The sequence below is a fragment of the Planktothricoides sp. SR001 genome, assembly GCF_001276715.1.
Classification (GTDB): domain Bacteria; phylum Cyanobacteriota; class Cyanobacteriia; order Cyanobacteriales; family Laspinemataceae; genus Planktothricoides; species Planktothricoides raciborskii.
The window spans coordinates 1-15,432 of sequence record NZ_LIUQ01000062.1 but is presented as its reverse complement, the minus strand read 5'-3'; the positions used below and the strand labels follow the sequence as shown (position 1 = coordinate 15,432).

The 15,432-nt window shown below is 44.8% G+C and carries 10 protein-coding genes; all 10 read left to right on the top strand.

The features are described from left to right. The first annotated feature begins 280 nt into the window (after positions 1–280). Positions 281–2,326: a ribonucleoside-triphosphate reductase, adenosylcobalamin-dependent gene (gene nrdJ, locus AM228_RS31250; RefSeq protein ID WP_231636935.1), complete on the top strand. Its 2,046-nt coding sequence runs from the start codon at positions 281–283 to the stop codon at positions 2,324–2,326. A gap of 156 nt (positions 2,327–2,482) precedes the next feature. Beyond that, entirely contained in the window at positions 2,483–2,710 is a 228-nt protein-coding gene (locus tag AM228_RS24725) for a hypothetical protein (protein WP_054469602.1), read from the top strand. A 525-nt stretch (positions 2,711–3,235) separates the two neighbouring features. Next, a complete protein-coding gene (gene fbp / locus AM228_RS24720; protein WP_054469601.1) occupies positions 3,236–4,288 on the top strand; it encodes a class 1 fructose-bisphosphatase in 1,053 nt (350 codons plus the stop codon). Between the two features lie 89 nt (positions 4,289–4,377). Continuing rightward, on the top strand, positions 4,378–5,511 hold the full coding sequence (gene tal, locus AM228_RS24715; RefSeq protein WP_054469600.1) for a transaldolase: 1,134 nt from the start codon (positions 4,378–4,380) through the stop codon (positions 5,509–5,511). A gap of 453 nt (positions 5,512–5,964) precedes the next feature. After that, on the top strand, positions 5,965–7,494 hold the full coding sequence (zwf, locus tag AM228_RS24710) for a glucose-6-phosphate dehydrogenase (protein WP_054469599.1): 1,530 nt from the start codon (positions 5,965–5,967) through the stop codon (positions 7,492–7,494). 117 nt (positions 7,495–7,611) lie between these two features. After that, positions 7,612–8,943, top strand: coding sequence for a glucose-6-phosphate dehydrogenase assembly protein OpcA (gene opcA / locus AM228_RS24705; protein ID WP_054469598.1), 1,332 nt, complete (start codon positions 7,612–7,614; stop codon positions 8,941–8,943). 560 nt (positions 8,944–9,503) lie between these two features. Beyond that, on the top strand, positions 9,504–10,286 hold the full coding sequence (locus AM228_RS24695) for an SDR family oxidoreductase (protein WP_054469596.1): 783 nt from the start codon (positions 9,504–9,506) through the stop codon (positions 10,284–10,286). A 131-nt stretch (positions 10,287–10,417) separates the two neighbouring features. Further along, the gene (locus AM228_RS24690; RefSeq protein WP_054469595.1) at positions 10,418–11,113 is read left to right on the top strand and encodes a Uma2 family endonuclease; all 696 of its coding nucleotides are present in this window, start codon (positions 10,418–10,420) and stop codon (positions 11,111–11,113) included. Between the two features lie 281 nt (positions 11,114–11,394). Next, positions 11,395–11,622, top strand: a complete 228-nt coding sequence (locus AM228_RS34545) for a hypothetical protein (RefSeq protein ID WP_054469594.1) — start codon at positions 11,395–11,397, stop codon at positions 11,620–11,622. 730 nt (positions 11,623–12,352) lie between these two features. After that, positions 12,353–15,432, top strand: a 3,080-nt coding sequence (locus tag AM228_RS24680) for a filamentous hemagglutinin N-terminal domain-containing protein (RefSeq protein ID WP_156332035.1), incomplete at its 3' end; no start/stop codon positions are given.

Here is a 15,432-nt window from a genome sequence, read left to right as displayed (position 1 = left end):
GCTGAGATGCTAATTCCGTGGTAAGCAAAAGAAATAAAAAGCTTTTGACACCGTACAGCGTAGAAAGTGAACCTAGAATTAACTCCGATTAAATCTAGAATATAATCTTTCCAAGAGTGTGGGGGCATTCATTAATAAATCTCTAATAAATCTAGAGAAATCTACCAAAAAGATGAATGCAAAATGTACGCGGAGCTACTACAAAATCAAGTAGTAGAACTAGGGGATAAAAAGCCTCTAGGATAACAAACTGGAAATTATTGGTTCGACTTTTCACTGTGTGGCGGGGGATACCTTCCTGATTACGCGATCGGGCATGGCTCCGATTAAGTCCCTCGTGGGGAAAACCGTGGAGATTTGGAACGGCAAACGCTGGAGCCAAGTCGTGCCCATTCAAACCGGATCCTCGCGCTCTCTCTACCGCGTCCAATTTAGTGACGGCACTTACCTGGATGTCACCGAAGGCCACCGCTTCTTTGTCAAAGATCGCTTTGAGAAGACCTATCAAGAGCAGACCACAGCCCAACTGATGGCGGAGTGGGAAAATCGCAAATATGCGATCCACACCGAACCCTTCACCATTGACTACCAAGACGGCTTATTCGTCGATCCCATTTGGGCCTATACCCTGGGTCAGTTAGTGGGAGATGGCTCAGTTTGCGGATCCCAGGAGAAGCCCGAACTTCAATTGCGCTTATATGGCGCTAAAAGCTATCAGTCCCTGGCGATCGCCGGTCGTACCTCTGGAAAAATCAACTACTATGCCGAAAACCCTGATACACCCTGTCTCCTCTACAGCGGTTTTGAGCAGCAGCAGTTCGATGGTCATAAAATTCGGGATTTGAAAGCCAATGCCCTCGCCTTGGAAGAAATTGCCACCTGGAACCGGGAAGGCATTCTTCACTTTATGGCCGGTCTTGCGGATGCGGATGGTAGCGCCGTGCCATCAGGAGGGATTCGGATTTACTTGTCTGGCTACGATCGAGCCTACCGCTGCTACCTGCTCCTACTCAAGTGCGGTGTTCGTTCCTCCATTAATCTGGTTCAACGGGCGGGGACAAAAACCAACCTGGGAGCACGGAAAAAAGACCTTTGGTATCTCCAGATTACCGATTGTGCCGCCCTCCCCTGCCAGCGTCTGAATGTGAGTGGAGGTCACACCCCGCCATCCAAAGGAAAATGGCAGGTGATTCGTAGCATTACCCCGATACCGGGACTCCATGACACCTTCTGCTTTGAAGAACCGGAGTTTCATAAGGGCGTATTTGGCGGAACTCTGACGGGTCAGTGCAATTTGTCGGAAATCCACCTGAACCAAATCGATCCCCATAATTTAAAGGAACAAGAAGAAGCCTTTACTGCCGGGGCTATTTCTGTAGCGACTTTGCTCAATCACAAATTTGTCGAGCCGCGCTATCAAATCAGTCGGGAACTTGACCCAATTGTGGGGGTTTCTTTCACTGGCTTATTTGATTTCTTTGTTAAAGCTTTTGGGATTGATTGGTTGCACTGGTGGGCCGAGGGACGCCAGGAAAGCCCCGAAGGATTGGAGTTTAAGCGCCGAGAACAAGAATATTTAACTCGTTGGCGGGAAATTGTCCGCCAAGCAGTGTGGGATTATTGCGATCGCCACGGGTTAAAACGTCCCAACCGTTACACCACGGTTCAGCCCAGTGGCACCAAATCTTTGCTGACTGGGGCTTCTCCCGGTTGGCACCCCCCGAAAGCCACTCGTTTTATCCGGCGGATTACCTTCCGCAAAAACGACCCAGTAGCCCTAGCCTGCATTGACTATGGCTACAACGTCATCCCCTCCCAGTCCGATAAAGATGAAAACGGTCATCTACTCAATGACCCATTTTCCCCCTTATGTACAGAATGGCTGGTAGAAATTCCCGTGGCGGTGGTTTGGGCTGATCTTCCGGGCGCCGATCAAGTTGATATTTCCAAGTTCTCAGCCTTGGCTCAATTTGACTTTGCCATGCAAGTGCAAAAGCACTATGTCACCCATAACACTTCTTCTACCTGGGAGTTGCGTTCTGATGAGGTGGAGGCTTTGGGGCGCAAAATCTACCAAGCGATCCAAAATAATGATGGATATATCTCAGCGGCTTTGTTAGCTCGTTTTGACGATCATCAATCATTCCCCCGACTGCCCTTTGAGCCAATTTCCCATGAAACCTACGAGCAGTTATGTAAAGATGTCCTGAAGCGCCGGAAAACCGATGATTTTCATGCCGCCTTAGCCACTTACAGCACTGGTTATGCGGAGGAAGCAGGGCCTGCTGGTTGTGATTCAGACAAATGTCTGTTCCCCCAAGCATAAACGATTGATTGTTATTGGTTATTGGTTATTGGTTATTGGTTATTCGCTCTGTGGGTTAAATAATAAATAACGAATAACCAATAACAATTCATCCAAAGACGGAAACGCGCTAGGATCCTTAATATTGGCGAAATAGATAAAGGAGATTGGTAGGAAATGTTTATGGATGAGTTAACACCCGTGTTGAAAGAACTGACTCAATACCCAGTTGCGTTTTTGGGTGGATTTGTCTCAGGACTGTTGGGAGTCAAACTCACTGATGATCCGGTGAAAAGCTGGCTCCAAGAACAAGGGGTTGCCAGCACGGTTACTTCCAACTCTGACAATGGTCAAAACCGCAATGGTGGCAGTAGTAGTGGGCCTCAGTCTATTTCAATTGACTAACGTCTCGTTTTAGCCCTGATTCGATCAAAGGTCTGTTCGACACATCCGAGCAGACCTTTTTTGCTATGTTCAATAGGATTTCAAAAATTTTTTCGGGCGCGATCGCCTAGATTTGATTCATGTTCACAAAACGTCGGAAAAGTTAACAATTTCTTAAACTAAAAATAGTCATAAACTGAATATTTTAAAATCCAGTTATTATACACGATCAAAATAATTTGCCTGATTTTTTTAGATTATTTTAATATTTTTCCCAGCATTGATGAAATTGTGTGAGGCAATCTTCCAGGGGCGTGAAGCGAAGAGCCACATCGGGCGATCGCCTTTGGTATCCAGAGACTCGGTAAAAACACTTATATAAATATCTTGATTTCTGTAATTGATCTAAAGTTCAGCCACAGAATAGTAAATCTATCTTTAAGATAGGAAAGAAAGCAGCAACCGCTCGGATGATTAAAATAAGAGAAAATCAGTGCGGGTGCTGCGACACCTGAAAATGCCACTGGAAATGATCGCATAAACATTATGTCAGAAACTCATCAAGAAGTGACTCAGGAACCGGCACTCGATCGCGATTGCACCACCTTATCCCGTCATGTGCTCCAGCAACTGCAAAGCTTTGCCCCGGATGCTCAGGATCTCAGTTCTCTAATGAACCGAATTGCTCTAGCGGGAAAGTTGATTTCCCGTCACCTGAGTCGAGCGGGGTTAATGGAAGGGGTGCTCGGTTTCACTGGTGGGGTGAACGTGCAAGGGGAATCCGTGAAAAAAATGGATCTTTATGCCAATCAGGTGTTTATCTCCGTTTTTAAACAAAGTGGCTTAGTTTGTCGGTTGGCTTCCGAGGAAATGGAAAAGCCTTATTATATTCCCGAAAATTGCCCGATTGGTCGCTATACTCTGCTTTATGATCCGATTGATGGATCGAGTAATGTTGATATTAACCTAAATGTTGGTTCTATTTTTTCCATTCGTCAACAAGAAGGAATTGATGAGGATGGTTCCGCCAAAGATTTACTCCAAAGTGGCCGTAAACAACTCGCCGCTGGATATATTCTGTATGGGCCGAGTACCATGCTGGTTTATTCCATTGGTCGAGGAGTTCATGCCTTTACTCTTGACCCTAGTTTGGGGGAATTTATTCTATTTAGTGAAAATATTAAAGTTCCCGAACATGGTCCGATTTACAGTGTGAATGAGGGTAATTTTTGGCAGTGGTCGGAATCAATTCGCAGCTATATTCGTTATGTGCATCGCCATGAGGGTTATACTGCTCGATATAGTGGGGCATTGGTGGGAGATTTTCACCGCATTTTGTTCCAAGGTGGGGTGTTTATGTATCCCGGAACGGAGAAAAAACCGGAGGGAAAATTGCGGTTACTTTATGAAACTGCTCCTTTAGCTTTTTTAATGGAACAAGCGGGTGGTCGCGCAAGTACGGGAACCCAGGAAATTATGGATGTGATTCCCGATCGCCTCCATGCTCGCACACCTTTTATTGTTGGGAGTAAGGAGGATGTGGCTTTGGTAAAATCTTTTATTCAAGAAGGTGAACGACAGGAAAAAGATCAAAAATAATTGGTTGCTGGTTGCTGGTTGATGGTTGATGGTTGATGGTTGATGGTTGATTGTTGATTGTTCCCTTTTATCCCAGGAGAAGGTTTGGAATGAATACTCAAAGTCCGATTTTGCAAATTAAAGAATATGGTCAAAGTATTTGGCTAGATAACTTAAGTCGAGATGCGATTCAGTCTGGTGAATTAAAAGAGATGATTGCCAGTCGCAATGTTCGCGGTGTGACTTCTAATCCGGCTATTTTTGAGAAGGCGATCGCTGGTAACAAGATTTATGACGCAGACATTGCGGCAAATGCCGGTAAGTCGGTGATGGAAATTTACGAGTCTTTGGTGTTTGACGATATTCGCAATGCTTGCGATATTTTGCGCCCGGTTTATGACGAAACTAATGGCTTAGATGGTTATGTGAGTATCGAAGTGCCGCCAAATTTAGCACGGGATACAGCAACAACTTTGGCCGAAGCCAAGCGTTATTTTGCAGCGGTGAATCGCCCCAATGTGATGATTAAAATTCCCGGTACTCCCGAAGGTTTCCCAGCGGTGGAAAGCGCGATCGCGGCGGGGATTAATGTGAATATTACCCTGCTGTTTTCGGTGGATAGCTATGTAGACACTTTCTGGGCTTATATTCGTGGACTAGAACAGCGAGTAGCCGCCGGTCAAGATGTTAGTAAAATTGGTTCAGTGGCCAGTTTCTTTATTAGCCGGATTGATAATGTGATCGATGCTAAACTAGAGCAATTAATCGCCAGCACTAGCGATCCGGTATTACAAGAAAAAATGCGGGGGTTGAAAGGCAAAATCGCGATCGCTAATGCCAAAGTTGCCTATCAAGAATATAAGAAAATTATTCAGAGCGATCGCTGGAAAGCACTCTCCGCCAAAGGCGCTCAAGTGCAACGATTATTATGGGCTTCCACCAGCACCAAAAACCCAGAATACAGTGACGTTCTTTACGTCAACGAACTCATTGGCCCCAACACGGTCAACACCATGCCACCAAACACGATTGAAGCTTGTGCCGATCATTGTGAAATTGCCAGCCGCATCGAAATTAATCTCGAAGAAGCTTATCAAGCGATCGAAACTCTTCCCGAAATTGGCATTAACCTAAATCAAGTGATGGCAGACTTATTGGAAGACGGTATTGATAAATTTATCAAGCCTTTTGATTCTCTCCTGGCATCATTAGAAGCTAAAATAAAACAACTTACCCCTGCTTAATCTGGAATAGGACTGAAACCAAATAGCCATCCTTAATATATATAATCTGTAGGGGTCTGTATGGGCAATCCGATGGCGGTGGTTTCCCCGATATATAAGTAGACGGGCAGAAATAAATGCACCACAGACCCCATGAGAAAAAAACTGTCATTCCCGCGAATGCGGGAATCCACAGCCTATCGGTGGGAACAGAAAAGTGCAATTAATTATGTTCACCTACTTATAAGGTGATTGACCCGATATATATAAGGTAATTGCCCCGATATAGCGGTTATTGTCCGAATGAAGTACAGAGGTTTTCTGGATTCCCGCCTTCGCGGGAATGACAAATTTTTTTGTACTTTATAACTATGACAATCGCTATATATATATGGTGGTTTCCCCGATATATATATGGTGGTGTATCAGTCCTGAAAAAACCAAAAAATTCACAATTTTTCGCTAATTTTAACTATGGTTGCATTGCTCGAAAATCCGCTCCGGGTTGGACTACAACAAAGTCGCATTCCCGAACCCCAAATTATGATCATCTTTGGGGCGTCTGGGGATTTAACCCAAAGAAAATTAGTCCCGGCTATCTATCAAATGAAACTGGAGCGCAAACTACCTCCAGAACTCACCATTGTCGGAGTTTCTCGCAGTGACTGGAGTCACGACTACTTTCGCGAACAAATGCGCGAAGGCGTAGAAGAATTTGGTGGAGGAATCGGCCAAGAAGAAATCTGGCGAGATTTTGCCAAAGGACTCTTTTATTGCTCTGGGGATATTGACAATCCTGAAAGTTACCAAAAACTCAAAGCATTTCTCAGTGAACTAGATGAACAAAGAGGAACCAGGGGAAATCGGGTTTTTTACTTATCCGTCGCCCCGCGATTTTTTGGCGAAGCTGCCCAACAACTTGGGTTCGCGGGAATGCTCACTGACCCAAACAAACATCGTTTAGTCATTGAAAAACCTTTTGGTCGTGACTTAGCTTCTGCCCAAATTCTTAACCAAGTGGTGCGTCAAGTTTGTAAAGAAGAACAAATTTATCGGATTGACCATTATTTAGGTAAAGAAACCGTCCAAAACTTATTAGTATTTCGGTTTGCCAACGCCATTTTTGAACCGTTATGGAATCGCCAATATGTCGATCATGTGCAAATCACCGTGGCAGAAACCGTCGGGTTAGAAGGACGGGCTGGCTATTACGAAACTTCTGGGGCTTTGCGGGATATGGTGCAAAATCACCTGATGCAACTATTTTGCCTCACCGCAATGGAACCGCCGAACTCTCTGGATGCGGATAGTATTCGCAATGAAAAAGTTAAAGTCGTCCAAGCCACTCGTTTGGCGAATTTAGATGATTTGGACTTGTGCGCGGTTCGGGGTCAATACACTGCCGGTTGGATGAATGGCAAGCCGGTGCCTGGTTATCGGCAAGAAAAAGGGGCTGACCCGAATTCCACCACCCCCACCTATGCGGCATTAAAGCTACAAATTGATAACTGGCGTTGGAAAGGGGTGCCGTTTTATTTGCGGACGGGCAAGCGAATGCCGAAAAAAGTGACAGAAATCGCCATTCAGTTTAAAGAAGTGCCGTATATGATGTTTCAATCAGCGGCTAAACAGGTAAACCGAAATGTTCTGGCGATGAGAATTCAGCCAAATGAAGGGATTTCTATGCGCTTTGAGGTGAAAACTCCGGGCAGTTCTCTGCGGACTCGTTCGGTGGAAATGGATTTTCGTTATGATGCCGCCTTTGGTCAAGCGAACGCTGATGCCTACAGTCGTTTGTTAATTGACTGTATGTTAGGCGACCCGACTTTGTTTACTCGCGGGGATGAAGTGGAAGCGTCTTGGCGGGTTCTCACTCCTGTGTTGGAAGTGTGGGATGCTCCTGCACCCCCGGAAGTGATTCCTCTATATGAAGCGGGAACTTGGGAACCCGTGGAAGCCGAACTACTATTAAATCGGGATGGTCGGCGTTGGCGCCGGTTATAACGATATTAGTTAATATTAGTTATTTGTTATTTCTTGTTGATTATTTGACAATGAATAACGAATAACTAATAACTAAAAACAAATAACTAAAAACAAAGGAAAAGCAAGAATAAAGCAATGATGACACCAATTGTGGCTTTGCAAAAGCCAAAAGATATTTCTCTGGATGAGATTGAAGCGGAATTAAGTAATATTTGGCGCAGCCAAAATGTGGCTGGAGGAAATTCCGTGGCCACGCGAGCCGCTACTTTTAGTATGGTGGTTTATGAACCGGAAGAGTTTCAGCAATTGCTGGCCGCTTTGGGCTTTTATGATGGGGCAATTGATGGGGTTTATGGGTCACAGACAAAAGCGGCGGTGCAAAAAGCTCAGACTATTTATAATCTAAAAATTACTGGGCGCGTCGGACCGCATACGCTGAAAAAATTACGGGAAGAGTTCGCTAAGTTGCCCCCAGAAAGGAAAAAGATTAATAATCTGAATACTAGGGGTTTTAGTGTGAGTGAGGCGATCGCCACTCAAAATCCCTGCCGCATTATTACCATCTGTCCTACTTTTGGGGAAGATGAAGGGGTGACGGCTCAAGTTTCTGCTTATTGCCCGATTCAAAAAAGTAGTGGCAGTAATCTAGTTTGTTGTGAATATATTACCATTCGCGGCACAAAACAAGCTTTAGAACGGGTGGGCGACTTGGTGAAATCTTTGATGATTCCAGAATTGCCCAAGTTTGTTTGGTGGAAGGCAACTCCGAATCCAGAACAGGAGTTGTTTAAGCAACTTTCTAGCTGCTGCAATTGTATTATTGTGGACTCTTCTTATTTTAGCGATCCAGAGTCGGAGTTGCTAAAAATGCAGGATTTAATTGATGCCGAAACTTATATTGCTGATTTGAATTGGCATCGTTTATCTTCTTGGCAAGAGTTAACGGCGGCGGCTTTTGATCCCCCAGAACGTCGCGCTTCTTTAGGAGATATCGATCAAATCACCATTGATTATGAAAAAGGCAATGCCACTCAAGCTTTGATGTTCTTAGGTTGGTTTGCCAGTCGCTTGGGTTGGCAACCGATCGCTTATACGGAAGAACGTGGTGATTATGATATTAAGCGGATTAAATTTATCGGTCAAAATCATAAAACCATTGAAGCAGAATTAGCGGGAGCACCTACTGCGGACTGGGGCGAAATTCCCGGTGATTTAATCGGTTTGCGTTTGACTTCTACGAATTGTAATGCGAATTGTTGCACGATTCTTTGTTCTGAAACTACGGGTTGTATGCGGATGGAAGCGGGGGGTAGCGCTCAGAATTGCCGCACGGAACAAGTGACTCCTTTGAGCGATCAAAAAGCGGAGTCCCTGATGAGTCAACAGTTACAACGTTGGGGTCGGGATATGCTTTATGAAGAAAGTTTGGCTGTAACCGCGCAAATTTTAAAGCTGCGATTCGCGTAGCGATCGGCTCTTAAGCGGAATCGCGGTAATTTGTCGGCAATTTAATAGCACTTGGCAGAGTTATGAAGTACAAAAAACCTGTCATTCCCGCGCAGGCGGGAATCCAGAAAAACTCTGTACTTCATTCTGATAATAACCACTATAATTGCTCCGAGAGACGCTACTAATGGCGTCTCTTTTTTATTTTGATTCATTCCGATATTTGATAGATGCAAAGATTGTCCCAGAAAAAGAAACCGGGTTTCTGCGACAATCTTTGCATCTGAATCAAAATCTTTGTTAAGAAACCCGGTTTCTCCGTCCCTCCGCCCCTCTGCTCCTCTGCTCCTCCGCTCCCCTGCTCCTCCGCTCCTTGGTCGGTGAGCGAAGCCGAACCGCCGCCCCTCCGCCCCTCTGCCCCTCCGCCCCTCCGCCCCTCCGCCCCTCCACCCCTCCGCTCCTCTGCCCCCCTGCTCCCCTGCCCCTCTGCTCCTCCGCCCCTCCACCCCTCCGCTCCCCACACCTTCCCCAAAAAACGTTAAGATTTGTTAAGAAATCTGCTCATTATTTGGATTAGCACTATGCAGACGGCTTTAATCACGGGCGCCTCATCAGGAATTGGTGCCGCTTTTGCTGAAGAACTGGCGAAACAGCAAACCAATCTGGTTTTGGTAGCCCGTTCTGAAGACAAATTGAATCAACTGGCCGATCGCCTACGGCAAATTGCGCCAATTCAGGTCGAGGTTTTGGTCGCTGACCTGACTCAGACCGGCGCTAATCAGGCAATTTTTGACCAGGTGAGTCAAAAAGGTTTGACCATCGATCTATTAATTAATAATGCTGGATTTGGCGATTATGGGGCATTTAGCGATCGCCCCTTAGCCAAGCAACTAGAAATGATTCAACTGAATATTTTGGCCTTAGTTGAACTCACTTACCTATTTTTGCCAGGGATGAAACGGCAAGGTTCCGGCAGTATTATTAATGTCGGTTCGATCGCCGGTTTTCAACCGTTACCTTATATGTCAGTTTACGCCGCAACTAAGGCATTTGTTCTCAGTTTTACTGAGGCATTGTGGGCAGAAAATCGGCAATTTGGCATTCGGGTGCAAGCCCTTTGTCCTGGGCCAACCAGTACCAATTTCCCCAATGTGGCAGAGTTTCCTAGCGCCATGAATTTTAGTGGGCCGCAAAAACTAGCCACCCCAGAAGAAGTGGTGCTGCAATCCCTCGAAGCTTTAGCAAAAAATGAATCAACCGTGGTTACAGGTGGATTTGGGAATCAATTAATTGTGAATATTCCCCGATTCCTGCCCCGCGAGACTCTAGTCAGCGCGATCGAAAAACAGTTTAAATTTTCTTAATTCAGCCACCGGGTTTCTCAGATAATATTGGGCTAATTTCCGACCAATTTCGGCAAAAATTATCTGAGAAACCCGGTTTTTTTAATCTCTGGGATATAATAAAATATCACAAGATAACGGAGCGGATCATAATGACTCCTATAACTGCTGAAAAACCCACCATTAATATCGCTTTTCCCCAATGGCAACCCGCCACCTGGGATGATTATGTAGCATGGCGGGACAATCCGAACTTGGAACAGGATGTTAGGCTATTTTTTAACCAGGGATATCTTTGGGCTAATATGGGTAACGAAGGAATTAACCACGCAAGATTTAACGATTTATTCACACTGGTATTTTTTGTCTGGTTTTCTCGGAAAAAGGGGTTGCTAGTGGACTCTTTGAGCGGTTGTGTGATTGAAAAACCGCCAAAGCAAGCAGCGGCTCCTGATAAAGTGTTGTATATCGGTGGTGGTTCGCCTCAATGGTCAGAGGGAGAACCGCGACGAATTAATCTGGAACGTTGGCGAGTTCCTGATTTAGTGGGGGAAATAGCTGATACTACTTTAGCGACAGATTTAGATGAGAAAAAACAGCTTTATGCGGCGTTGGGAATTCCCGAATATTGGGTAGTGGATATTAAGGGACGGCAAGTGCTGGCATTCCGGTTACAATCTGATGGGAAATATCAGCAAATTGCCGTTTCTGTAGCTTTGGCAGGATTGCCGATTTCCCTGTTATCGGAAATGTTAGAACAGATGACTGAGGGGAATAATATTAATGCGGCGGTTTGGTTTAATCAGCAGCTTGCTGATTTGGAGAAGTTGGGGAACTCAGAAACCTAGTTTCTGTGATTATCTTTGCCTTAATGCCAAAGTCTCTGAGAAAAACCCGGTTTCTTTGCCCCGCTTTGCCTCCACGCGATCGCCTACGGGAAACCAGAAACGCCAAAAACCGGGTTTCTATGAGAATCTATGCTGAAATCCCAAATTTTTGAGAGAAACCCGGTTTATTTGCCCTCAAAATCTCTGAGAGAAACCCGGTTTCTGCCAAGCTTTTGCTAAAATAAACATAACTTTAAAAAGTTGTAAAGGTTATGCTACTAGAATAGAATCATAGACATTGCTTGCCTGCTGCTGAAGATTTACCCGATTCTGATGATACACCTGTGGATAAAAATCTACAAAATTTATTTAATTCCTGGCTTACTCAAAGCCATTATCGCCATAATTTGGGTAGAAAAAATGGACGGGTTTTTTTAAAGGAGCGAATTTTAACCGTCGAACAAAAGGCAGCTAAATTAGCAGCCAAACTGAGACGTTTAGGCATCGATCCAGAGGAAATCGATTCTTGAAATTTGATTCACCACACAGGCACAGAAACGCCAGACGACTGCATGGCCAACGCGATCGCCCTGCGCCCCTACTGAACATTGATTCCAAGCATTTAATAAAATTTTAATCTTTGACGATGGTTTTTTTTAGGATTATCATAAGTATAAATAAACGTTATTTTAACTGCCTATTAGCTACTACCAATTAGCTGTAATTTAATGCCGGTTGACGCGATCGACCCATTGACCATCAAAAAAAGCCTTTCAGAGACTTTCCTGGATACACAACCCGCGTTTCTTGTACCCGCGATCGGGGGAATCTACTATTTTTAACTGAATTATTTAACCAAAAAGCGATCGCAACTAATCCGGCTACTGACTAAAAAGCGAAAAAAAAACCGATTAATCCGCTGCCAAAAGCATTTAAATCAATTGGACTTAGGCCAATCTTGGATTTAACCGCTATATATGTTTCATAGTGGGCAATGCATACCCTACAAATCTATATATGTTTCATTGTGGGCAATGCCCACCCTACAAATCTGCTGCATTCTCTGTCATTCCCGCGCAGGCGGGAATCCAGAAAACCTCTGTAATTCATCCAGATCGTAACCGCTATACCTGTCGTTTATTCTTAAATTTTTTCGGTGACAAATTGCCGTTCACCAGTCTTTTTTTTGGCTAAAAAATTACTCAAAACAATCCCAATCCGAGCAAATAAAATCGGCAAAAATCAGGAAAGATCAACCAGATGAACTACCAAAATAAAGCCAAAATCCAGCTAATCTCAGGGGTTATTCTCGCCTCCACAACCCTGACCATTCCCGTGAATGCCCAACCCATCACCCCCGCAGCCGATGGCACCGGCACCATAGTTAATCAACAAGATAATATCATCAATATTACTGAGGGTAAACGATCATCAAATGGGGCAAACTTATTTCATAGTTTTGACCAATTTGGCGTTAATACTGGGCAAACTGCCAACTTTCAATCATCCCCAGAAATCAACAACATTTTAGGGCGAGTAGTCGGCGGTAATGCCTCCATAATTAATGGCATATTGCAAGTCACAGGCGGCAATTCTAACTTATTCTTAATGAACCCAGCGGGGATTCTCTTTGGGCCAAATGCCAGCCTAAATGTACCCGCAGACTTTACCGCTACCACCGCCACATCTATTGGCTTTGGGAATAATAATTGGTTCCAATCTATTGGCGACAATAACTGGGCAAACCTAGTCGGCAATCCCAGTGATTTTAGCTTTGATTTAGCCCAACCAGGATGGGTAGTTAACTTGGCCGACTTAACCTTAAATTTCGGGCAAAATTTAACCTTATTAGGTGGCGGCATTCTCAACAGTGGAAATCTATCCGCACCCGGAGGAAATATTAGTATTGCTGCCGTCCCTGGGGAAAGCCTAGTCAGAATTAGTCAACCGGGGAATATCCTCAGTTTAGATATCGCCACACCGGGATTAAATGAAGGAGTAATTAATCCTCTATCTCTACCAGAACTATTGACCGGAGGCAGTCAAATTCTTGACGCTACTCAAGTGCAACATAATGCTGATGGGACTATTACTTTAACCAGTTCAGGTGTCACCATAGACCCGAATACTGATAACGGGTTAGCATTAGCTGCTGGTGACGTGACAACAGAAACCGGCGGTCAGGTGAATGTTTTAACAGGGGGCGGAAACATCATCCTAGACCAAGTGAATAGTGACAAAGTTAATATCAATGCCAATGGCGGAAATATTGCTCAGGTTAATAGCGATTCTTTGCTTAATGCTAGTGCAGTTCAACTGCAAACTTATGGTCAAGGGGGTATTGGTTTAGAAACCGAACCTTTGCGTCTGGAAGCGAATAATTTAGAGGCCACTGCTGGCAGTGGTGGCGCAATTTTTTATGTGCCAAATGGCGATGTGACGATTGGCGGTGTCACCGATGAATTAACTGGAATGTCTATTACTGATGGCGGAGATTTCAGCCTTGAATCGGTGGGTAGTATTACGCTAATTGAGGATATTTATACATCTGATGATATTCAAAGTGGGGATATCACTTTAACCAGTAATGCTGGTGCCATTGATACAACTGGTGGTGGGATTTCAGCCTACTCTGAGTATGGAAATGGTGGTTCTGTCAGCTTAACTGCCCAGGGTGATATTCACACCAGTAACATTAGTTCATATTCACCAGAGAATGGAGGGAATGTCTCTCTGGAAAGCACTGGTGGTGCCATTGATACCACTGGTGGGGAGATTTCGGCTAATTCTGGGTATGGAAATGGTGGTTCTGTCAGCTTAACTGCCCAGGGTGATATTCACACCAGTAACATTAGTTCAGATTCATGGTTTTGGACTGGAGGGAATGTCTCTCTGGAAAGCACTAATGGTGCCATTGATACCACTGGTGGGGAGATTTCGGCTAATTCTGTGTCTGGAAATGCCGGGGATGTCAGCTTAACTGCCCAGGGTGATATTCACACCAGTAACATTCGTTCATATTCATCGGAAGGGAATGGAGGGAATGTCTCTCTGGAAAGCACTGGTGGTGAGATCGATACCACTGGTGGCGGTATTTTGGCTGGTTCTGGGTCTTCTGGGGGGGATGTCAGCTTAATTGCCCAGGGTGATATTCACACCAGTAACATTCGTTCATTTTCATGGGACGGGACAGGAGGGAATGTCTTTCTGGAAAGCACTGGTGGTGCGATCGATACCACTGGTGGGGAGATTTCGCCCTATTCTGCCTATGGAAATGCCGGGGATGTCAGCTTAATTGCCCAGGGTGATATTCACACCAGCCGCATTGGTTCATATTCAGGGGAAGGGACTGGAGGGAATGTCTTTCTGGAAAGCACTGATGGTGCCATTGATACCACTGGTGGGGAGATTTCGGCTAATTCTGTGTCTGGAAATGGTGGTTCTGTCAGCTTAACTGCCCAGGGTGATATTCACACCAGTAACATTCGTTCATATTCATCGGAAGGGAATGGAGGGAATGTCTCTCTGGAAAGCACTGGTGGTGCGATTAATACCAGTGCTGGTCAACTTGACTCTCATTCTCAGGAAGGTTCAGCAGGCGAGATCAAGATCGATGCTAGTGGAGATATTCTTACAGGGTTTGTAAGTTCTTATAACCAAAGTTCGTCTGCTGACTCTTACAGTGGAGATATTTGGATCACCAGTCATAATGGCAGCATTAATACGACAATTGGCAACTTATCTGGGGAAGCCCAAATTAGTCCCAACGATGACGTATCTTCTGTTGAAGTCGCATCAATATTTAACAATGCCCAAGCTAATCTTGCATCTTATGCTCACAGCGGTACAGGGGGCAATGTAATTCTCAAAGCGAATGGTGATATTACTACATCTCACATCAGCACTTTTGGGTCACAAAGCAGTGGCAATGTCAATATCATCAGTAACAATGGCGCAATTAATACCGGGGTAATATTCTCTTTTTCCCAATTGAACAATGCTGGTGATGTTACTCTGAATGCTGCGGGTAATATTAGTACCTCTCATATTAGTGCTTGGGGAAATCAACAAGGAGGAAATATTACAATTGATGCGGGTAATATTGCTGGTCAAATCAATAATAATACTCCCTGTGACTGCGTAAATCTTCTGGGCACAGAACCCACTCCTAGTTTTAATATTGGTTCCGCAACGATTCAATCTTTTTCTCAAGTCGGTCATGCGGGGAATGTCACAATTACCACCAGTGGCGATACGAACCTAGGCGGTGATGAAAATCGCCATGCCATTCGCTCTGCTGGATACACCGAAGGCGGTAATATTAGTATTTTCAGTTTGGG

Excerpts from the sequence above, each read along its gene's own strand:
- AM228_RS24725 (WP_054469602.1), top strand. The coding sequence starts at position 2,483 with ATGTTTATGGATGAGTTAACACCCGTGTTGAAAGAACTGACTCAATAC.
- fbp (WP_054469601.1), top strand. The coding sequence starts at position 3,236 with ATGTCAGAAACTCATCAAGAAGTGACTCAGGAACCGGCACTCGATCGC.
- tal (WP_054469600.1), top strand. The coding sequence starts at position 4,378 with ATGAATACTCAAAGTCCGATTTTGCAAATTAAAGAATATGGTCAAAGT.
- zwf (WP_054469599.1), top strand. The coding sequence starts at position 5,965 with ATGGTTGCATTGCTCGAAAATCCGCTCCGGGTTGGACTACAACAAAGT.
- opcA (WP_054469598.1), top strand. The coding sequence starts at position 7,612 with ATGATGACACCAATTGTGGCTTTGCAAAAGCCAAAAGATATTTCTCTG.
- AM228_RS24695 (WP_054469596.1), top strand. The coding sequence starts at position 9,504 with ATGCAGACGGCTTTAATCACGGGCGCCTCATCAGGAATTGGTGCCGCT.
- AM228_RS24690 (WP_054469595.1), top strand. The coding sequence starts at position 10,418 with ATGACTCCTATAACTGCTGAAAAACCCACCATTAATATCGCTTTTCCC.